The following is a 19,232-nucleotide window of genomic DNA, read 5'->3' as shown; positions in this document are numbered from 1 at the left end:
GGAAGCGTGTCTTTTTTTGTGTGAAAAACATAAAAGAGAACCCTTTCGGAGGCCGAAATAAGTATAATGAGAAGAAAAGGGAGTGGTCCTGATGAAAAAAGAGAAAATCACACCTGAAGATTTATTCCGGCTGAAAACTCCGGCTGATCCCCGCTTTTCACCTGATGGAAAGAGAATCGTCTTTTCGGAAGCATCCATTGATCAAGAATCCTATACGTACCATTCCCATCTATTCGTCATAGACCGCAGTGATTATTCGATGCAGCAATGGACCTTCGGGCAGAGCAATAACCATTCACCAAGATGGTCGCCTGACGGCAAGCTTGCTTTCATCTCCAGCCGGTCAGGAGAGCCTCAGCTATACGTAATAAAATCAGATGGCGGAGAAGCTAAGCAGATCACCAGCTCAGAAAGCGGCGCGCAAAATCCTGTATGGATGGATGAACAGAGAGTGCTGTTCACCTCTTTTTTACGGGAGGAGAGCTTGAAAGGCAATTCTTTGCATAATCCTGAGCACCCCATTCCTTTTGAGCTGACAGAACTGCGGTACAAATCGGATGCGGATGGAATCTTGCATGGCCGGAAAAATCAGCTTTTCATTGCCGATCTTACAACTGGAGAGACAGAGCTGTTCCTGACGTGTGAAGGAGATGCAGCAAGCCCGGCAGTTTCCCGGGATTGGCTTGCCTATATTCACTATCCGGAGGAGCGGCCAGGCAAAGGGATGACAGCAGATGTTCACCTGCGAAGCCTCCAGACCGGTCAGGATATAAACCTAACTGAGGGGAGAGGCATCTTCAGCGAGCCCCAATTTTCACCGGATGGCAGGTATTTAGCTTTTCTTGGCCATGAGAAGGAATACAAAAGTGCGACCATTCAGAAGCTTTGGCTGTATGACTTGGCAAATGAAGCCCTGATTTGTCTGACGGGGGAATGGGATATGCACGCCGGGGATGCTGTAGCAGGAGATGCCATATATGGTTCTGTATTTCCGGGGATTCAATGGACATCCGACTCAAAAGGATTTTATCTGATCGTATCAGACCGGGGCAGCACTGGAGTTTATTATGGATCAGTGGAAGGCCTGATGTATCCTGTACGAATGGAAGCTGAGCATGTGAGCGGCATGAGACTGCACCCAAGTTATCACTTAGCTGTATTGGCCATCAGCACACCAGAATTCCCATCAGAATTATTTGAAGTTGATTTTCAGACAGGAGATTCTATCCAACTGACCCGTTTAAATGAAGAATGGCTGCAAAAATCGGCTGTATCAAAACCTGAACCATTTGAAACAGAAGCAGAGGACGGCTGGACGATTCACGGCTGGATGATGAAACCGGCGGATTGGAATCCGGAAAAAAAATACCCGGTGATTCTCCAGATTCACGGAGGGCCGCATATGATGTACGCCAACACGTATTTTCATGAGTTCCAGGTCCTTGCCTCCAAGGGCTATGTCATCCTCTACACGAATCCAAGGGGAAGCCAGGGGTATGGACAGGATTTTGTGAACTTAGTCAGAGGGGATTACGGAGGCGGCGATTTTAAAGATTTAATGTGTGCAGTGGATAAAGCGATCGAGCAGTTTGATTTTATAAATTCAAGCAGGCTGGGTGTAGCCGGAGGAAGCTATGGCGGGTTTATGACAAATTGGATCGTCGGGCATACCAATCGTTTTAAAGCCGCTGTTACCCAGCGTTCCATCAGCAATTGGCTCAGCTTTTCCGGAGTAAGTGACATTGGACCCTCCTTCACTGAATCGGAGGTAGGTGGTGCGATGCCGGAAGACGCGATGATGCTGTGGGAACACTCCCCGCTTAAATATGCCGCAAGCATTGAGACTCCGCTCCTGATCCTGCACAGCGAAAAGGACTACAGATGTCCGATTGAACAGGCGGAACAGCTTTATGTGACCTTAAAAAACAAAGGCAAGACCGTCAAATTCATCCGGTTTCCAGATCAAAACCATGAACTGTCCCGAAGCGGCCATCCGAAGCTTAGAGTAGAACGCCTTCACGCCATCCTGAACTGGTTTGATGAATTTTTATAAACATACTGGAATTTTCAGTTTTTTCTGCCCATCAAAAAAACCCCCGGCAAAAGGGCCGGGGGTCATACTTAAAATACTTGTTCTACTTCCACAACACCGGGAACTTCTTCAAGCAATGCGCGCTCAATTCCGGCTTTCAGCGTAATGGTAGAACTTGGGCAGCTTCCGCAAGCTCCTAAAAGACGAAGTTTAACAATACCATCCTCTACGTCCACCAATTCACAGTCTCCGCCATCGCGAAGCAAAAACGGACGCAATTTATCTAGTACTTCCTGTACTTGTTCTCTTTGATTCTCTTCCATAGCAATCGTCTCCTTCCTGCTGCTATTATATTCCGGCCGAGCCGTAAAATCTAATGCCAAGACTTGAAAATAACCATATTTTATCCTATTGTATCACAATTTCAAGGATAAAAATACGGTGTTTTTGCCAGCATTAAAAACAAATGCAAAAGGATCCGATATCGAATACAATAAAGAAAAACAGCTTGAAAATTGGAGGGTCAGGCATGAATATTGACGTATATGGCGCAGAGGTTTTATGTCCAAGCTGTGTGAATATGCCATCTTCCCGGGAGACTCAGGAATGGCTTTCAGCAGCTTTATCAAGAAAATACCCCAACCAGCAGATTGATGTTACCTATATCGACATAGACAGACCGGAGCTTGAAGGGGAGCAAAAGGAAATCGCAGAAAAAATACGCAATGATGAATATTTTTATCCCCTGGTCGTCATCCAAGGCAGGATAGTGGGAGAAGGAAGCCCGCGCCTGAAAAAAATCTGTGAGGAGCTCGAAAGGCTCGGAATTGCCGCTACCTAAAAAGGCAGGGTGAAAAAAGACCTGCTTTATACATCGCAAAGAGTGCTAAATACACCTTAAATCCCTTATTATAGAAAAATGCATGAGTATTATTCCCTAACTTGTGGTATAGTCTTCTTATGAAGGGAGGCTAAAGCATGAGCAAATCAGGAATCATATCCAGACAGGCAGCAATCAGGCAATTCACTTATGAATACGAAATTGAACAGCACAAATGTACGATTGATATCCACCTTGCACTGGACCCAAAAGGAAAACAGATATATAAAGTTTATGTTGAGGACCAAAACGGACTCTTCCGCTCTAGTTCTTCCGACCAGCTGAAAGCTAAAGCGGTCAGTAAGGCGATCTTGAAATATAAATGGAACTGTGCAGTGTAATGAGTACTTCCTGCAAATTCAATAATGGAACAATGGAAGTACTCTCAGCCAAGAGTGCTTTTTTGTTTTTTTACAAGGAAAGCACCAAAAAAACGGGGAAGATTCCCCGTCAAAAAAGTTATCCATTATGAAACTTGTACATCCATAAAATACCGGATTTAAGCAAGCGCGGCACGCGGCCCATCAACGGCTTCTCATTTAAAAGACCAAACCCGTGTTTTTTCCCTAGAGATCCGAGCACGCCCTTCAGCTTAAATTGAGGAAACGATTCTGGCTCCGGCTCATTTTTCCAGCGTTTCTGAAGAACCTGGACAATTTGCTCCGCCTGCGCTTCCGCAAGCTGTGCGCTTGGCGCATAAGGAAGCGAAGCGCAATCCCCTACGACAAACACACTTTTATCATCGGGAACATAATGCTGTGGTGTAAGAATAACTCTTCCCTGCGCATCCTTTTCTGCATCCATCTGTCTGACTATCTTACTTGGCTGAATGCCTGCGGTCCAAACGATTACATCACTGGCAAACGCTTCATCATGGTTGTATAAAAGGTTGGGCTCAACCTTCGTGATGTTGGCGCAATTTACGATTTGTACCCCATGATCCTCAAACCACCCCTGTACATAACGGCTCAGTCTTTCAGGGAACATGGAAAGAATCATTTTGCCGCGATCAAACAGCTGAATTTTAAGATCCTTTCGGCTTTCGCGCAGTTCACTCGCCAGCTCCACTCCGCTCAGTCCGGCGCCCACAATGGAAACGATTGCACCTGCGGGCAGGTTGTTAACCGCACTGTACGTTCTGCGGGACTGATCAATGGTCTGAATGCTGTAAGAATACTCTTCGGCACCGGGCACCCCGTGATACTTATCTTCACACCCGAGTCCAATAACCAGGTCATCATAGCCAAGCCGGTCCCCATCAGCAAAGACAACCTCTTTTTGATTGCGGTCAATGGAAGTGACTTCCCCATATTTAGCAGTCAAATTCGCATGCTCCGGAAAGTCTACACGAATATGGTGATCCGAAATCGTTCCAGCTGCAAGCGCATAATATTCTGTCTTCAGGCAGTGGTAAGGATTTTTATCCACCAGGGTAATATGAACATCGCTTGGAAGGTTGTTTGGAAGCAGCCTGTGGAGAATTCTCATTCCACCATACCCGCCGCCAAGAATTACTAGATTTTTCATATGCGGATTTCCCCTTCTCCCCATGGGAATGAATAAAAAAATAGTATTCCAGACTGATAAAATTAAAGAAAACCTTTTCAAAATGCCACTAAAAAGTATATCGAATTTGCTGCAAAATCACAACATAAGGCGGAAAAATATCCGTTTAGTATGTAAAAACAATCAATTATACAACCTTATTGCACAAATGTGTTAAGTTAATTGTAACAAAGTGTTCCTTACAAATGGAAGGCTCCAAACCGGAAACATTGACGATTTTTGTTCAAACAGGGTAGGATAAGAGGGAATTAGAGAGGTGAGACCATGAAACCAATCATTGAGTTTTGCATAAGCAATCTTGCCAGCGGATCACAGCGGGCACTTGAGAAGCTGGAAAAAGACCCGAATCTCGACATAGTTGAATACGGATGTCTTGGATATTGCGGCAAATGCTTTGAATCCATGTATGCCCTAGTGAATGGAGAAGCGGTGTCGGCTGAAACTCCGGAAGAGCTCGTTGACAATATCTATCAGCATCTGGAAGAAAATCCGATGTTTTAATAAACGCGACAGCCTGACTAAATGTCAGGCTGTCGTTATGTATAGTGGTCTAGATGTCTTATTGTGCAGACAGCGCTTTTTCCGCCCTCATTTCCTGCCACCGGTCCTTCGCCATTTCGATGATTCCCTTTTCCGGAGAACGATGCTGATGTTCAATAATACGGGAAAAATACCGGATCGCCTGTTTCTCCTTCCCTGTTCTGCGGCTGAGCTCACCGATTAAATACAATATCCTCATATCAGTAAGCTTGGAACCTTCGTAATCTTCGTTCATATAAGATAGGATATATTCATTAAGGGACTGATCTAAAAACCGGTGCTCCTGCTCATGATCGCCAGCTGAACGGTAAAGCCAGGCAAGACGGTGATTCAGACCGGCCTTTGATGCGTGCTTCTCTAGCTTCAGTTCAGCACAATAAAGAGCAAGCTTGTAAGAGGAAACAGCCATATCCATCGATCTCTGCACACTGAAATTTCTTTTTGTCCAGCGCTTTGAAACATGATCAGTCAACCGCCTTCTTGAGGAAGGGGACATCTGGTCTGAAAACTCCTCTGAAAAAGAATAGCCGCATTCCGGGCATACTGTTACATAATAGAGCAAAGGATTATTCGTTTCGGAACGATAATGGGAATAAAAATCAGAATCGCTATAATCAATGCGGATAAAGGAAGAGCGGAGTTTTTTTGTTGTAAAGTGGGCCCTGCATAAAGTGCATGTGGTATTTTTGTCATATAAATGAGGAAAATCCAACTTTCTCACCCTTTCTCATAGAGACAATTGTATCATATTACCTATATCAAAAGAACTAAAAAGAATAATAAAAACTCCCGCACCTAACGCAAGGAGTTTTTATCATTCTATTCAAACGGGGGATATTTCTATTGTGGACTCTTTCAACTAACTTTATACTAGTAGAAATTATTTTTTTGGAGGCGAAGGGATGAAAACCGTAAACTTTACAAAAATGCACGGACTAGGCAACAATTATATATACATAAACCTGTTCAAGGAAAACTTATCCGGTTTGAACCTCCCTGAGCTGGCCAGACATGTAGCGAACCCCTTCACAGGCATCGGCTCAGACGGCCTGATCCTGATCTGTCCCTCTGAGGCAGCACCCGTGAAAATGCGGATCTTCAATAATGATGGCTCAGAAGCACTCAACTGTGGAAACGGCCTTAGGTGCGTAGCCAAATACGCGTATGAAAACCGTTTGGTTTCAGAGCCTGTTTTCCAAATTGAAACCCTCTCCGGGCTCGTTCAGGCAGAGGTTCATACGAATAAAGGAAATGTGTCCGCGGTCACCATTGATATGGGCAAGCCAAGGCTTTTAAAGAAAGACATACCGATGGAAGGAAGCCAGGAGGAAACAACCATATCTGAGGTCATGCAATTTCAAGGAAAATCCTACACGGTCACTGCACTATCGATGGGAAACCCGCATATTATTTTCTATATAGAGGACATTGAAAGTGCTCCCTTGACTGAACTGGGACCGGTTGTCGAAAAAGACCCCCGTTTTCAGGACGGCATCAATGTCGAATTCGTAGAAATGGTTAACAGCACCGAATTGAATTTCCGTGTATGGGAAAGAGGCTCGGGCATTACACAGGCATGCGGTACGGGCGCATGTGCCGCAGCAGTCGCATCGATCCTAAATGGCAAATCCCCCAAAGGAACAGATATAACCGTTCATCTTGCCGGAGGAGATTTGACCATCAATTGGACAGAGCAGGGAAACGTACGAATGACCGGCCCTGCTGAAACCATCGCAGAAGGCATCTATCATATCCGCTGAACCTGAAAATTTGAGTCAAAAGAAGTCAAGATGTATACTTATTACAAAGCCATAATTAAAGAGGAGTGATGACATGGCTGAAATTATCAGCATAACAGAAGCCGCATCCTTTCAAATAAAAGACATGATGAAGGAACACGAAGAAGAAAATGCCTTCCTGCGCGTCGGCATCAAAGGCGGAGGCTGCAGCGGGCTCTCCTACGGCATGGGATTTGACCATGAAAAACAAGAAGGCGACGTTGAACTTGAATTCTTCGGCATCCCCGTCCTGATTGATAAAGACAGCGCACCAGCTCTGAAAGGCACCATTATAGATTTCAAACAATCCTTAATGGGCGGCGGATTTACCATCGACAATCCGAACGCCATTGCTTCCTGCGGCTGCGGATCATCATTTGTGACCGCAACGAATAAGGGAACACCGGAAGAGTGCTAAGAATTTATTGCAAAAGGCTGGCCCATCGGGCCAGCCTTTTTAATCTCATCTGCCTTCTTACTCAGCTGCTTCTGTATCCTGCCACTTTAATTCCTCCACAAAAAATTTATAATTTTCCTGTGACGGTGCTGGAAAATGACTCAGCGTTTTCGCTTTATCTAAAATAGGGCAGTCCACCTGTTTCACAAAATAATAATAGCTGCTCCACCGGTAGCTTTCAGCCTGCTGCACAGCCGAAGCTTTGTAGGGGTTGAGATGAATATAACGGGAAGTGTTTAGAAATTTGGAGATAGTAGGAATGGGGTCTGCATAGAACCTGCCTTCAAACAAGTGGCCCTTGTAGCTGTGTCTGAAGTTGAAATAGCGGGCATAGCGGAAATTCAAGTGTTTCATAATAATGCTCGGCTGGTATTCGGTTACTTCAATGAGGAGATGAACGTGGTTTTTCATCAAACAGAAGGCATGTAGCTTAAATGGATACTTATCCTGTGTCTCCGAGAGGATTTCAAGGTATCGGTCTTTATCACGATAATCTTCAAAAAGTGCCCACTTTCTTATAGCTCTTGAAGTAATGTGATAGATCCCGCCAGAACCAGCTCTCCAGTTTCTGGGGCTCTGCATAGCATTCCACCTTTCTATTTTACTATCTAATTTAATTCGGCAAAGGAAGACAAATTCCTTTACGTTTCATGATAAAAAAGTACGCTTTTGTCAGACGATGGCCAAAATCAGTGCGTTGTCAGGCAAGAATGTCAGACAATGGCCAAAATCAGCGTCATGTCAGACAAGAATGTCAGACAATGCCCAACCCAGTGCGATGTCAGACAAGAATGTCAGACGATGGCCAAAATCAGTGCGTTGTCAGGCAAGAATGTCAGACAATGGCCAAAATCAGCGTCATGTCAGACAAGAATGTCAGACAATGCCCAACCCAGTGCGATGTCAGACAAGAATGTCAGACGATGGCCAAAATCAGCGTCATGTCAGACAAGGATGTCAGACGATGGCCCAACCCAGTGCGATGTCAGACAAGAATGTCAGACAATGATCAAAATCAGCGTCATGTCAGACAAGGATGTCAGACAATACGCAAACCTGGTGCGATGTCAGACAAGAATGTCAGACAATACGCAAACCTGGTGCGATGTCAGACAAGAATGTCAGACAATGGCCAAAATCAGCGTCATGTCAGACAAGAATGTCAGACAATGGCCAAACCGAGTGCGATGTCAGACAAGGATGTCAGACAATACGCAAACCTGGTGCGATGTCAGACAAGAATGTCAGACAATGATCAAAATCAGCGTCATGTCAGACAAGGATGTCAGACAATGTCCAAAATCAGCGTCATGTCAGACAAGAATGTCAGACAATGGCCAAACCGAGTGCGATGTCAGACAAGGATGTCAGACAATACGCAAACCTGGTGCGATGTCATACAAGAATGTCAGACAATGGCCCAACCCAGTGCGATGTCAGACAAGAATGTCAGACAATGGCCAAAATCAGCGTCATGTCAGACAAGAATGTCAGACAATGGCCAAAATCAGCGTCATGTCAGACAAGGATGTCAGACATGACGCAAACCCAGTGCGATGTCAGACAAGAATGTCAGACAACCCCCAAACCCAGCCTCATGTCAGACAAAACGTCAGACAACCCACAAAAAAACTCAACAAAAAAAACCAGTCCCCCACTATCAAAACCCCGGGGAGACTGGCCTCATTATGGCTTATTTATTTTCAAACAAACTTGTGCTGTGAAGCGGCTGAACGCGTGCTTTTGGATCCATGTATGCTTTTGCGTTGTTTACTGCGGTTGGCGCTTCGCCGAATCCGCTGGCAATCAGCTTTACTTTTCCTTCGTATGTGCAGATATCGCCAGCTGCGTAGATGCCTTCGATATTCGTTTCCATCTTGGAATTGACCAGGATGTTATTTTTTTCGATGTTCAGATCCCAGTTTTTGATTGGGCCAAGGGAGGAGACGAATCCGAAGTTTACGATGAGGTCATCAATATCAATGACTTCTTTGCGCTCTCCTTTGACTTCTTGAAGAACGACTTGCTCGATGCGGTCTTCACCGATGATTTCTTCAGGTACGAATGGTGTCATGACGTCCACTTTGGAATTATGAAGAAGCTCTACGCTGTGTTCATGGGCGCGGAACTTGTCGCGCCGGTGGACGAGTGTAACTTTTTCAGCGATAGGTTCAAGCATGAGCGCCCAATCCAGTGCGGAGTCTCCTCCACCGCAGATCATGACACGTTTTCCTGCGAAGGAGTTGAGATCGTCGACAAAGTAGTGCATGTTTTTGCCTTCATATTGGTTCGCATTTTCCAGTTCAAGCCGGCGGGGCTGGAAGGCTCCGTTTCCAGCTGTGATAATAATGGTTTTGGTGTAGTGGATTTCGGAGTTTGTTGTGAGCTTGAATACTCCGTCAGCTTGCTTCTCCACTTCTTCGACTGCCTGGTCCAGGGCAATAGCAGGATTGAACATGGCCATTTGCTCTTTTAAGTTGTTGATCAATTCCTGCGCACGGACTTTTGGAAAGCCGGCTACATCATATATGTATTTCTCAGGGTATAGGGCAGACAGCTGTCCGCCAAGCTGAGGGAGGCTTTCAATTATTTTAACGCTCGCTTGTCTCATGCCTCCGTAAAAGGCGGTAAATAAGCCGACGGGTCCTCCGCCAATGATGGTAATGTCATAAACCTTTGAATCTTCTTTCACAATGCAACCCCCTAATTGATAACTATTCTTACTTACATGATACCATAATTTTTCTATTTGCTCATCTTGATAAATAAAACGGTAATTTTTCCCTTCAAGTGTTCGTAACGCTTGTTGATCACTGCGGACTTCTGCCTAGAGGAGCGGGTGAGATGACACCCGTCATGACTGGGGCGGAAAGTGCCGGTGAGCGGCGGCGGTATTTCCCGGAGTGTATTCAACAATTTTAGATAGTATCCTACATTATTTTCCGAATTTTCGCAACAGTGGTTTTAGGCTAATTATAACTTGAAAAACAATTCACAAAGCATTAGTATTGATTATAGGCATATATATTAATTTTTTGTGAATCATTTGTAAAAAGCAGCGGTTATTCATGCAGTAGATAGTGAAGTACTTCACAAAGTTTTTGGCAAAAATCAAAATAAAATGACGAAAAGAGCGGAAGATACAGTTAGGTATTATTTTATGTTCTTTTCCAACAAACTTAGCAAAGGTGATGTGATTCGTCTTGAGAAAACCAAAAGTAGTGGTTTTAGGTGCAGGTTATGGCGGTTTAATTACGGTTACCCGTCTTCAGAAGTTAGTAGGCGTGAACGATGCAGATATTACGCTTGTGAATAAAAATGATTATCATTATGAAACGACCTGGCTCCATGAAGCTTCAGCTGGAACGCTTCATCATGATAAGTGCCGTTACCAGATTAAAGATGTAATCAGCAGCCGCGTTGATTTTGTCCAGGATACGGTTACTTCCATCAATCCTGAGGCTAAAAAGATTGTGCTTGAAAAAGGCGAGCTTGAGTATGATTACCTTGTAGTGTCTCTTGGATCTCAGCCTGAAACCTTTGGAATTCAAGGTCTTAAGGAATATGCATTCGGCATTACGAACATTAATGCTGCGCGTCAGCTTCGCGAGCACATTGAGCTTCAGTTCGCAACGTACCACTCGGAAGAAGTGAAACAGGATGACCGCTTGACGATTGTGGTAGGCGGAGCAGGTTTCACTGGCATAGAGTTCCTTGGAGAGCTTTCTAATCGTGTGCCTAAGCTTTGCAGCGAGTACGATATTGATCCTAAGAAGGTTCGCATCATTTGTGTGGAGGCTGCTCCGACAGCTCTTCCTGGATTTGATCCTGAGCTTGTTGAATATGCAGTCAGCCACCTGGAACGAAAAGGTGTGGAATTTAAAATCGGCACAGCGATTAAAGAGTGTACAGAAGATGGAATTGTTGTTGCAAAAGACGACCATATGGAAGAAATCAAAGCTGGTACTGTAGTATGGGCAGCGGGCGTCCGCGGTAACAGCGTAGTAGAGGAAGCTGGATTTGAAAACATGCGCGGACGCGTAAAAGTAAATCCTGATCTTCGTGCGCCGGGCCATAACGATGTCTTTATCATCGGTGACTGTTCATTGATCATTAATGAGGAAATCAACCGTCCATATCCGCCGACTGCTCAAATTGCGATGCAGCAAGGTGAAACATGTGCGAAAAACCTCTCTGTCCTTATTAAAGGGCAAGGTGAGATGGAAGGCTTCAAGCCGGACATTAAAGGTACTGTCGCTTCCCTTGGTGAAGATGACGCAGTTGGAACAGTTTTCGGCAAAAAACTTGTTGGAACGAAAGCATCCTTTATGAAAAAAATGATTGATAACCGTGCTTTGTTTATGGTCGGAGGGCCTGGTATGGTGATGAAAAAAGGGAAATTCAAGTTTTTTTAATAAGATAGGGTTCTGAGAGGCAAAAGCGCTAAGCTTTTGCCTTTTATTATCGGATCATCCATAATTATTCTGAGACAAACTGTGGCAGAAGGAGTGGCAGCATGACAAATAAGAGGGGAAATGTATGGCTTGCAGCAGCTGGTATTGTAACAGACGAAATGGGCCGGTGGCTGGTTGTCAAAAAGAAGTATGGAGGGTTAAAAGGGAAATGGTCCCTGCCCGCCGGGTTTGTCGACGGATATGAGACAGTGGATCAGGCTATTGTCCGGGAAGTGTATGAGGAAACTGGAATTAGGGCCGTAATGCAAGGAGTGGTAGGGATTCGTTCCGGTGTAATAAAAGGGCAGGTCAGCGATAACATGATCATCTTTAAATTAAAGGCTTCGAATAGCGAGATCAGAGTTCAGGAAAATGAACTTTTTGAGGCTGCATTTATATCCCATGAAGAGCTGCAGTCCAGTTCGGATTCATCTCTGCTTTTAACGTCATTAACGGAACATAATCTGCTGTCCAAATTAAATTTAATCGATAAACTTGATCCCGGAGAGCAGTTCCAATACTCCGCGTATCACTTATTTTTATAATTTTCAAAAAAATAAGAAAATTAAAGCAAATCAGAGGGAAAAGCTGATGTATTCGCTTTCATTAGCTCATTTGTCATCTTATCTGACTTTATTGTTGACAAGATACCTGTTATCTTAGTTATCAATAAACGTAAGGGGGAGAACAGAGATGAGCACATTAAAAACTGATAAAAGAGAGTGTCCGTACTGTTCCGGTAAAGGATATTTTCAGTTATTGCTTGGCGGTACTGAAACCTGTGACTGCTGCAATGGAACAGGACGAAAATCTTGAAATATAGAAAATACAGAATAATGGATATTGACGAAGGTAATGCGCTTTCAGTACACTGAAATTGGTGTATTGGAGGTGCTTTCCTAATGATTCTGCCGGTATTCATCATTTCCATCGTTTTGTTTTTTGTGCTATTTTTTGGTATTGGGTTTCTGCTTAACATGCTTCTTAGAATGTCCTGGATTATGGCCATCATTTATCCTGTGATCTGTATCCTCATTATTGATGAAATTACAGCGATTACGTATTTTACGGCACCTGGTGAGGCTTTTCCGGAATTGCTGAGCAAGGTTGTTTCCCTGCAGGGAACGGATATTACCATTTTGGCGAGCGGTCTGGCGGGTGCGATTTGTTCAGGCTTCGTCATACAGGCTTTAAGAAAAAAAGGATATCAAATGTTCTAAGGCTTCCGGTTCGTCTGGAGGTTTTTTTGTTTTTCTAATTGTTACATATATTTCATTTTCTTTCTTTAAGCATACTTTTCCTTCCAGTTGGGAACTAATAGCTTAGTGAGAGGAGTGAAGAAAAAAAGATGAAAACAATTGGATTGTGGGCAAGACGACTTGTAATGGTTCTCCTGTTTGCAGGTGCATTGGCAGCTACATTTGAGGCAGTATCAGGTGTTAAAGCGAAGGAACTGACAAGGGATTTTCTCCACGAATATACATATAAGGATGACCGCGGTGTGTTCCGGGTGTTTGGATTATCGTTCAAATTCATGCCTTCAGAGCATACGATGAAACCTTTAACTTCAGCAGCTGAAGCAATCAACAAGGGGACTAAGCTAGAGACGGCTATTAATTGGGAGAAGTATCCGAAGCATAAAGTGACTGCAACAGGCTATACAGCAGGGTATGAATCTACAGGGAAAAACCCGGGCCATCCAGAATACGGCATTACCTATTCAGGAGTGAAGGTGAAACGGGATATGTTTTCAACCATTGCAGCAGATCTGACTATTTTTCCAATCGGCACGGTTCTTTTTATTCCGGATTACGGCTACGGAGTTGTGGCTGATAAAGGTGCTGCCATACAAGGAGACGAGCTTGATCTGTACTTTGACACAGTGTCGGATGTGTATGAGTACTGGGGGAAAAAAGAACTGGATGTTTATATTGTTAAAAAAGGAAACGGCAGCTTTACGGAAGAAGAGTTAACGGAGCTGAATGAGAGCGAATCTCTGCAGGCTTTCAGGCAGCAATACACAAATCAGAAGAACAGCTATTAAGGAACAAAAAAGCCAGCGGAACCCCCGCTGGATTATTTTGTTGACGGTTAGGATAATTCAAACACCGGTTTGTTTTGGAGTATGCTGATTTCTTCTTTAAAATGACCTGGATGAATGGTTTCGGCCAGAATCGCCAAACCTTCATAAAGCCTTGGTGATGGTCTGCAGAATAAAGCTTCCTGCAGCAGGTGAATTCTTCCGTTTTCAAGTGCCGCAAGACGGGATGATCCCGGCCGTTTCACCACATCGCTGATGGTCATTTTAGATTCCTTTACACCGACCCATACCATAAAAAAATAATCGGGATTTCTTGTTAGCACATCTTCCCAGTCTGTTTGAACGCTTGGGATGTCTGCGGCGCTGAAGATATTTTCCGCTCCTGCAAGCAGGCTCATTTCTGTGAGCCAATTTGTGCCTCCGGGTGTAAAGATGGGCTTTGGCCACCATTCAAAATAAACCTTTGGCTTAACTGGCAGTTCCTCTGACTTTAACTTGAACTTTTGAATGACCGTGCGGAGCAGTGCGGTTTTTTCTTTTGCCGTTTCCAGCCGTCCGGTTTTCTCCCCAAGCACAAGAAGATCTTCGTTTACATCCTCCAGGGACTGCGGGTTGAAAACCAGATAGGGCAGGTTTCTCCGTTCAAGCTCCTCTATGTTTCTCTCCATCCCCGGGACGCTCAATGAAGCAAGGACAAGGTCAGGTTCACAGCGTTCTAAATCATCCATGCGTATAGACAGGTCAGGACCAAGACGGGGAAGGCTGTTGAGCTCATGCGGCCAATCCGAAAAATTATCGAGCCCGACGAGCTGACCGGATAATCCTAGGCAGACAGCGAGCTCTGTGTTGCTTGGACAGATTGAAACAATGTTCATATTCTTTCACCCCGGTACTTATATTTGGAAAAACAGGTAGTGCATGAGCAAGGTTAAAACGATTCCTGTAATTCCGCCAAAGAATACCTCGATGGGCTGATGCCCAAGCAGTTCTTTTAATTTTTTCTGTTTTTCCTGTTCCTGTGTCTGCTGCCAGTCTTTAGCTTCCTTCATGAATCGGTTAAAATCGATAACCAGCTTGTTTAACACGGTAGCTTGTTCGCCTGCGTGGCGGCGTACCCCTGTAGCATCAAACATCGTAATGACCGCAAAGATACAGGAAACCGCAAAAAGGGTGGACCCGAGTCCTTCTTCAATAGCTACAGCAGTAGTCAGTGCAGTCACTGCTGCAGAATGGGAGCTCGGCATTCCTCCTGTGCTGGTGACAAGTGTCCAATCCCATTTTCGGATAGCGATGTAATGAATCGGAACCTTTACCACCTGCGCAAATAGGATCCCTGTCAGGGCGGCTATCAAAGGGAAATTAAAAAATATATCCATAATGGCTTCTCCTGCCTTCCGTATGTATCGGTGTTTAGTTGTGTGTTCCTGCCTTCCGGATGGTAGAATATAGATATCAAGCGAAGGGGGAACGCTCGATGGAGGGATATCCGGATGAATATTATCTGTTTTTTATTCATTTTAATGAAGGGGATTTCTACACTTGCCATGATCTCCTGGAGGAAATATGGCTGACAGATAAGTCTAATTTGTTTCTCAAAGGCCTGCTGCAAATGTCAGTGGCTCTTTATCATTACAGCTACGGCAATTTAAAAGGAGCGAGATCCATGATGCTTGCAGGAAAACAGTACATACAGCCCTACCGGCCGGAATATTGGGGCATAAACCTCGACCTTGTGCATCAGTTCATGGAAAATTGTTTACTCATTATACCACAGGCTCCGGAGAAGATACCGTATGAAATGACGAAGAGTCTTCCGGAAATCCCTTTGTTTACCCTTTACCTTGAATAGACAAGTAAGAAACCGGAGAAGGAGGAAATGTATATGTTTCATATAACAGAATCACTGACTGGAAAAGAAGAAACTCTGATCGTTGGGCTGTTCAGAAAAACCCAGCCTTTGCAAGGTACAATGGCAGAATTGGATGACCGACTTGAGGGACACGTAACTGCGCTTCTGAAGGACGGGGATATAAGTGCAGATTCGGGAAAGGTTACGAAGCTGTTTCCGCTTGGGAAAACCTCTTTAAAAAGGGTTTACATTGCAGGGCTCGGCAAAGAAAAAGAGTGGGGATTCGAAAGAGCAAAAGAGGTGTTTGCCACTTTGGTGAAACGGCTGCTTTCCGATAAGAAAACGATGGCCGTGATCGATCTTGACTCTTTCACATCGGACGATTTCAGCAAAATTGAAGCAGCCCATGCTTTTGCTGAAGCACTGGAGCTGGCTTCGTATAAAATTAAGGATTATAAGCACAAGTCGAATGAACCTGAAAAAGCGGTGGAGGAACTGACTTTTCTTTCAAAAGAGGACCCCGCTGAAATTAAGGCAGCTCTTTTTGTCGGAACAGCCCATGGGCGCGGAACGAACACGGCCAGGACGCTTGTCAATATGCCTTCTAATGTATTGACGGCTTCCGAACTGGCAGAGCATGCCGGGAAACTCGCGGAACGCTATGGGTTCGGTCTTGAAATTCTGGAAAAAGAAAATATGCAAAAACTGGGCATGGGAGCTATGCTTGCGGTGAATAAGGGTTCGTCCGAGCCTCCAAAAATGATTGTTCTTACATATAAAGGGGACGAAAGCGGATCCGAAACAATTGGCTTGGTAGGAAAGGGAATTACGTTTGATACCGGGGGCTACTCCATTAAGACCAAATCTGGAATTGTCGGCATGAAGACAGATATGGGCGGAGCGGCTGCTGTGTTAGGGGCGATGGAGATCATTGGAGAAACGAAGCCTGAAAAGAATGTAGTAGCAGTTATTCCTTCTACAGATAATGTCATCTCAGCAGAGGCTTTCAGACCGGATGATGTCATCATTTCCATGAGCGGGAAAACCATTGAGGTATTGAATACGGATGCGGAAGGAAGGCTGGTGCTTGCTGACGCAATGACGTATGCGAAGCATCATGGAGCAACCCATTTGATTGACATTGCTACTCTTACAGGTGGAGTTGTTGTTGCATTAGGAAATGACATGACCGGAGCAACGACAAATGATGCTGGTCTGTACCGGCAGGTAGAAGCGGCGTCTGCAGAGTGCAATGAACCAATTTGGCAGCTGCCGATTACGGAGAAAGACACAAAAAGAGTGAAAAGCAGCAAGATGGCTGATCTGAGCAATTCCCCTGGAAGAGAAGGCCACGCAATCATGGCAGCTGCCTTTTTAAAAGAATTTGCTGAAGAAACCCCGTGGGTCCATCTCGACATTGCAGGGACGGCAACGACCGCCAGGGAAAGCGTGCTCGGACCGACAGGGGGAACAGGCGTTATGGCAAGAACACTTGCCGTTTTCGTAGAGAATTTTGAATAATCGGGGCTTTCGCCCAACGCTCTGGATTGTTGTCCTGCATAAACTGCAGAAAGGTATGAGTTTTCAGAGACAGCATCGGTATGAAATGTACCATGGAATTAATATTCAGGACGTTAGACGGCCATACGGCTTCGGCTTAGGAAGACAGCTTGGTTTTGGATTCGGAGGGCCATTTGGTTTCGGCTACTTTTATTAATAGGTCTTTTTTCAGGCTTAAAGGGAGCGGGATCTAACAGGAAACGTGCCATAGCTAAAAGAGGAGCTGACTGCAGCTCCTCTTTTTAGTCATGCTGCATCCAGCTGATCCTTAGAGCAGCTAAACATTTGAATACGCGTGCGACCCGGCAATCAGCCAGGAATAGGAGATCTGCCTCGTCCTGTGCACAATGCCCTCAAGGCTGTCGCTGATTGACGAAAATGTTCGTGCCTGAGCGCTGCTCTCCCAGATTCTTAACAGAAGGAAGTTCATTTTGGGAAATGCTTTAGTTTGCTAATATGCTAAAATAAACAATTGACAGCCAGGATCTTTCTGTGATAATTTAAGTTCATGTTATTTTATCACTCTACCATATTATCGAACTAAAGTGTTTTGGGGGTTTATATATGAATGCAGTTTTGCTTGCTGTTGGTCTTGTTCTTTTGCTGAGTCTTTTTAGGGTGAATGTAGTTTTTTCACTGATAATCGGAGCTTTGGCTGGAGGACTTGTCAGCGGTCTGGATATTAAGACAATTGGTGAAACATTCTCGGGCGGGTTAGGCGGGAATGCATCTGTAGCTTTGAGCTATGCTTCTCTTGGGGCATTTGCTGCCGCCCTTACGAAAACAGGTCTTCCTGATGCCATGGTTAATGGTGCTGTTAAGCTTGTGGGCAAGGAAGGAGAGTCAAGCCGTAAAACACTCTCCAAAGTAATGATTTTGTTAATCATTTTGCTTATATCCATTTCATCCCAAAATGTGATTCCTGTTCATATTGCTTTTATTCCGGTTTTAATTCCGCCTTTACTAAAGATATTCAATCAGCTGAAGATTGACCGCAGGCTAGTGGCATCCGTGATTACTTTCGGTCTTATTACACCGTATATGTATGTTCAGGCTGGCTTCGGAGCCATTTTCCATGAAACGGTCAGAAGCAATATGGAAAAAGCAGGCCTCTCTATAACGCTGGCGGATATTCCGGCCGCAATGATGATTCCTTCTCTGGGAATGGTGACAGGGCTTATCCTGGCCTTCTTTATTTATAGAAAAAACAGACAGTATGAGGATAAAGAAGTAGCAGGTGCAGAGACTGTAAGCTATTCCAAACAAACCCTCATTTTTGCTGCCGCCGCCATTGCGGGCTCATTGGGAGTTCAGCTCTGGATGGCTTACCTGCAAATTGAAGGGGGCATGATTTTTGGAGCATTGGCCGGCATCGCCATTCTTTATGTGACCCGCGCAATGAAATGGACAGAGGCGGATAGCGTCATGACCCAAGGTATGCAGATGATGGCCTTTATCGGATTTGTTATGCTTGCGGCTTCAGGTTTTGCCAGTGTCATGCAGGAAACAGGGCATATTGATACGCTCGTGAAAAGCTCGGTTGAGTTAATTGGAACCAACCAGTCCTTAGCCGCGCTTCTAATGCTTCTCACCGGATTGCTCGTAACAATGGGAATTGGCTCATCCTTTTCAACCATTCCCATTATTGCCGCGCTTTTTGTTCCGCTTTGTGTCAGCCTGGGATTCAGTCCCCTTGCGACCATTGCGATTATCGGAACGGCCGGAGCATTGGGCGACGCAGGTTCGCCTGTTTCGGACAGTACGCTTGGTCCTACATCCGGACTTAACGCAGACGGACAGCATGATCATATTTGGGATACCGTTGTCCCGACCTTCCTGCTTTACAACATCCCGCTCATCCTTTTCGGCTGGATAGCAGCTGTAACACTCTAATTTCGGTATATCGTCTGTGCAGCCAGACTATATATAAAATCTTGCTAAAGCCATGATTGGAAAAGGGCCTTTCTCAGAAGGGCCCTTTTTTCCATTGAATGAGCGGCCGGCTTAATGTTTCAGAGTGTAATAGAAAAGCAAAAAGCATATCTAAAAAAAAGACCGCCGAAGCACGGCGGTCT

The 19,232-nt window shown here is 44.8% G+C and carries 21 protein-coding genes; 14 read left to right on the top strand and 7 right to left on the bottom strand.

Going from position 1 to position 19,232, the window contains the following annotated elements; translation table 11 throughout:
• Nucleotides 1-91 precede the first annotated feature (91 nt).
• On the top strand, nucleotides 92-2,053 hold the full coding sequence (locus tag ACQCV8_RS00910; RefSeq protein WP_426842661.1) for a S9 family peptidase: 1,962 nt from the start codon (nucleotides 92-94) through the stop codon (nucleotides 2,051-2,053).
• Between the two features lie 68 nt (nucleotides 2,054-2,121).
• Here ACQCV8_RS00910 and ACQCV8_RS00905 read toward each other — a convergent pair whose 3' ends face one another.
• Nucleotides 2,122-2,355, bottom strand: a complete 234-nt coding sequence (locus ACQCV8_RS00905; protein WP_123919089.1) for a NifU family protein — start codon at nucleotides 2,353-2,355, stop codon at nucleotides 2,122-2,124.
• Nucleotides 2,356-2,561: 206 nt separating this feature from the next.
• Between ACQCV8_RS00905 and ACQCV8_RS00900 the strand changes: the two genes are divergently transcribed.
• Both ACQCV8_RS00900 and ACQCV8_RS00895 read left to right on the top strand, forming a co-directional pair.
• Nucleotides 2,562-2,873 carry a YuzD family protein gene (locus tag ACQCV8_RS00900; RefSeq protein ID WP_426842660.1) on the top strand — a complete coding sequence of 104 codons (312 nt, stop codon included), beginning with the start codon at nucleotides 2,562-2,564 and terminating at the stop codon, nucleotides 2,871-2,873.
• Between the two features lie 137 nt (nucleotides 2,874-3,010).
• Nucleotides 3,011-3,253, top strand: a complete 243-nt coding sequence (locus ACQCV8_RS00895; protein ID WP_426842659.1) for a hypothetical protein — start codon at nucleotides 3,011-3,013, stop codon at nucleotides 3,251-3,253.
• 118 nt (nucleotides 3,254-3,371) lie between these two features.
• Here ACQCV8_RS00895 and ACQCV8_RS00890 read toward each other — a convergent pair whose 3' ends face one another.
• A complete protein-coding gene (locus tag ACQCV8_RS00890; protein WP_426842658.1) occupies nucleotides 3,372-4,439 on the bottom strand; it encodes an NAD(P)/FAD-dependent oxidoreductase in 1,068 nt (355 codons plus the stop codon).
• Nucleotides 4,440-4,742: 303 nt separating this feature from the next.
• On the opposite strand from ACQCV8_RS00890, the gene ACQCV8_RS00885 reads away from it, so the two are divergent.
• Entirely contained in the window at nucleotides 4,743-4,979 is a 237-nt protein-coding gene (locus ACQCV8_RS00885) for a YuzB family protein (protein WP_426842657.1), read from the top strand.
• A gap of 58 nt (nucleotides 4,980-5,037) precedes the next feature.
• Here the strand turns inward: ACQCV8_RS00885 and ACQCV8_RS00880 are convergent, their stop codons facing one another.
• A complete protein-coding gene (locus ACQCV8_RS00880) occupies nucleotides 5,038-5,739 on the bottom strand; it encodes a DUF2225 domain-containing protein (RefSeq protein ID WP_426842656.1) in 702 nt (233 codons plus the stop codon).
• 181 nt (nucleotides 5,740-5,920) lie between these two features.
• Here ACQCV8_RS00880 and dapF point away from each other — a divergent pair, with 181 nt between their 5' ends.
• Both dapF and ACQCV8_RS00870 read left to right on the top strand, forming a co-directional pair.
• Nucleotides 5,921-6,778, top strand: a complete 858-nt coding sequence (gene dapF / locus ACQCV8_RS00875; RefSeq protein WP_426842655.1) for a diaminopimelate epimerase — start codon at nucleotides 5,921-5,923, stop codon at nucleotides 6,776-6,778.
• Between the two features lie 73 nt (nucleotides 6,779-6,851).
• A complete protein-coding gene (locus tag ACQCV8_RS00870; RefSeq protein ID WP_426842654.1) occupies nucleotides 6,852-7,214 on the top strand; it encodes a HesB/IscA family protein in 363 nt (120 codons plus the stop codon).
• A 57-nt stretch (nucleotides 7,215-7,271) separates the two neighbouring features.
• On the opposite strand, the gene ACQCV8_RS00865 is transcribed toward ACQCV8_RS00870, so the two are convergent.
• Nucleotides 7,272-7,835: a transposase gene (locus ACQCV8_RS00865; RefSeq protein WP_426842653.1), complete on the bottom strand. Its 564-nt coding sequence runs from the start codon at nucleotides 7,833-7,835 to the stop codon at nucleotides 7,272-7,274.
• Between the two features lie 1,111 nt (nucleotides 7,836-8,946).
• Nucleotides 8,947-9,945, bottom strand: a complete 999-nt coding sequence (gene yumC / locus ACQCV8_RS00860; protein ID WP_426842652.1) for a ferredoxin--NADP reductase 2 — start codon at nucleotides 9,943-9,945, stop codon at nucleotides 8,947-8,949.
• Between the two features lie 511 nt (nucleotides 9,946-10,456).
• On the opposite strand from yumC, the gene ACQCV8_RS00855 reads away from it, so the two are divergent.
• From ACQCV8_RS00855 to ACQCV8_RS00835, 5 genes are all read left to right on the top strand, one after another.
• Complete coding sequence (locus ACQCV8_RS00855) at nucleotides 10,457-11,668, top strand: NAD(P)/FAD-dependent oxidoreductase (RefSeq protein WP_426842651.1); 1,212 nt, start codon at nucleotides 10,457-10,459, stop codon at nucleotides 11,666-11,668.
• A 101-nt stretch (nucleotides 11,669-11,769) separates the two neighbouring features.
• The gene (locus ACQCV8_RS00850; protein ID WP_426842650.1) at nucleotides 11,770-12,252 is read left to right on the top strand and encodes an NUDIX domain-containing protein; all 483 of its coding nucleotides are present in this window, start codon (nucleotides 11,770-11,772) and stop codon (nucleotides 12,250-12,252) included.
• Nucleotides 12,253-12,400: 148 nt separating this feature from the next.
• Nucleotides 12,401-12,523 carry a YuiA family protein gene (locus tag ACQCV8_RS00845; RefSeq protein ID WP_426842649.1) on the top strand — a complete coding sequence of 41 codons (123 nt, stop codon included), beginning with the start codon at nucleotides 12,401-12,403 and terminating at the stop codon, nucleotides 12,521-12,523.
• Nucleotides 12,524-12,609: 86 nt separating this feature from the next.
• Nucleotides 12,610-12,927 (top strand): YuiB family protein, encoded by a 318-nt coding sequence (locus ACQCV8_RS00840; RefSeq protein ID WP_426842648.1) that lies wholly within the window; start codon nucleotides 12,610-12,612, stop codon nucleotides 12,925-12,927.
• 128 nt (nucleotides 12,928-13,055) lie between these two features.
• On the top strand, nucleotides 13,056-13,751 hold the full coding sequence (locus tag ACQCV8_RS00835) for a 3D domain-containing protein (RefSeq protein WP_426842647.1): 696 nt from the start codon (nucleotides 13,056-13,058) through the stop codon (nucleotides 13,749-13,751).
• Between the two features lie 47 nt (nucleotides 13,752-13,798).
• Here the strand turns inward: ACQCV8_RS00835 and ACQCV8_RS00830 are convergent, their stop codons facing one another.
• Both ACQCV8_RS00830 and ACQCV8_RS00825 read right to left on the bottom strand, forming a co-directional pair.
• Entirely contained in the window at nucleotides 13,799-14,623 is an 825-nt protein-coding gene (locus ACQCV8_RS00830) for a cobalamin-binding protein (RefSeq protein ID WP_426842646.1), read from the bottom strand.
• Nucleotides 14,624-14,641: 18 nt separating this feature from the next.
• Entirely contained in the window at nucleotides 14,642-15,124 is a 483-nt protein-coding gene (locus ACQCV8_RS00825) for a divergent PAP2 family protein (RefSeq protein ID WP_426842645.1), read from the bottom strand.
• A gap of 98 nt (nucleotides 15,125-15,222) precedes the next feature.
• Between ACQCV8_RS00825 and ACQCV8_RS00820 the strand changes: the two genes are divergently transcribed.
• From ACQCV8_RS00820 to ACQCV8_RS00810, 3 genes are all read left to right on the top strand, one after another.
• Nucleotides 15,223-15,597: a DUF309 domain-containing protein gene (locus ACQCV8_RS00820; RefSeq protein WP_426842644.1), complete on the top strand. Its 375-nt coding sequence runs from the start codon at nucleotides 15,223-15,225 to the stop codon at nucleotides 15,595-15,597.
• 33 nt (nucleotides 15,598-15,630) lie between these two features.
• The gene (locus ACQCV8_RS00815; RefSeq protein WP_426842643.1) at nucleotides 15,631-17,118 is read left to right on the top strand and encodes a leucyl aminopeptidase; all 1,488 of its coding nucleotides are present in this window, start codon (nucleotides 15,631-15,633) and stop codon (nucleotides 17,116-17,118) included.
• A 603-nt stretch (nucleotides 17,119-17,721) separates the two neighbouring features.
• Nucleotides 17,722-19,050: a Na+/H+ antiporter family protein gene (locus ACQCV8_RS00810; protein WP_426842642.1), complete on the top strand. Its 1,329-nt coding sequence runs from the start codon at nucleotides 17,722-17,724 to the stop codon at nucleotides 19,048-19,050.
• The last annotated feature ends 182 nt before the right edge of the window (nucleotides 19,051-19,232 follow it).

The sequence above is a fragment of the Metabacillus sp. 84 genome, from assembly GCF_050107715.1.
In the GTDB taxonomy this organism is placed as follows: Bacteria; Bacillota; Bacilli; order Bacillales; family Bacillaceae; genus Metabacillus_B.
The sequence above is the reverse complement of the archived record's forward strand: the minus strand, read 5'-3'. Positions and strand labels throughout refer to the sequence as shown.

Coding starts and splice junctions, on each gene's coding strand:
- ACQCV8_RS00815 (WP_426842643.1), top strand. CDS start 15,631: ATGTTTCATATAACAGAATCACTGACTGGAAAAGAAGAAACTCTGATC.
- ACQCV8_RS00810 (WP_426842642.1), top strand. CDS start 17,722: ATGAATGCAGTTTTGCTTGCTGTTGGTCTTGTTCTTTTGCTGAGTCTT.
- ACQCV8_RS00830 (WP_426842646.1), bottom strand. CDS start 14,623: ATGAACATTGTTTCAATCTGTCCAAGCAACACAGAGCTCGCTGTCTGC.
- dapF (WP_426842655.1), top strand. CDS start 5,921: ATGAAAACCGTAAACTTTACAAAAATGCACGGACTAGGCAACAATTAT.
- ACQCV8_RS00890 (WP_426842658.1), bottom strand. CDS start 4,439: ATGAAAAATCTAGTAATTCTTGGCGGCGGGTATGGTGGAATGAGAATT.
- ACQCV8_RS00825 (WP_426842645.1), bottom strand. CDS start 15,124: ATGGATATATTTTTTAATTTCCCTTTGATAGCCGCCCTGACAGGGATC.
- ACQCV8_RS00900 (WP_426842660.1), top strand. CDS start 2,562: ATGAATATTGACGTATATGGCGCAGAGGTTTTATGTCCAAGCTGTGTG.
- ACQCV8_RS00910 (WP_426842661.1), top strand. CDS start 92: ATGAAAAAAGAGAAAATCACACCTGAAGATTTATTCCGGCTGAAAACT.
- ACQCV8_RS00840 (WP_426842648.1), top strand. CDS start 12,610: ATGATTCTGCCGGTATTCATCATTTCCATCGTTTTGTTTTTTGTGCTA.
- ACQCV8_RS00885 (WP_426842657.1), top strand. CDS start 4,743: ATGAAACCAATCATTGAGTTTTGCATAAGCAATCTTGCCAGCGGATCA.
- ACQCV8_RS00820 (WP_426842644.1), top strand. CDS start 15,223: ATGGAGGGATATCCGGATGAATATTATCTGTTTTTTATTCATTTTAAT.
- ACQCV8_RS00895 (WP_426842659.1), top strand. CDS start 3,011: ATGAGCAAATCAGGAATCATATCCAGACAGGCAGCAATCAGGCAATTC.
- ACQCV8_RS00850 (WP_426842650.1), top strand. CDS start 11,770: ATGACAAATAAGAGGGGAAATGTATGGCTTGCAGCAGCTGGTATTGTA.
- ACQCV8_RS00835 (WP_426842647.1), top strand. CDS start 13,056: ATGAAAACAATTGGATTGTGGGCAAGACGACTTGTAATGGTTCTCCTG.
- ACQCV8_RS00865 (WP_426842653.1), bottom strand. CDS start 7,835: ATGCAGAGCCCCAGAAACTGGAGAGCTGGTTCTGGCGGGATCTATCAC.
- ACQCV8_RS00845 (WP_426842649.1), top strand. CDS start 12,401: ATGAGCACATTAAAAACTGATAAAAGAGAGTGTCCGTACTGTTCCGGT.
- ACQCV8_RS00905 (WP_123919089.1), bottom strand. CDS start 2,355: ATGGAAGAGAATCAAAGAGAACAAGTACAGGAAGTACTAGATAAATTG.
- ACQCV8_RS00870 (WP_426842654.1), top strand. CDS start 6,852: ATGGCTGAAATTATCAGCATAACAGAAGCCGCATCCTTTCAAATAAAA.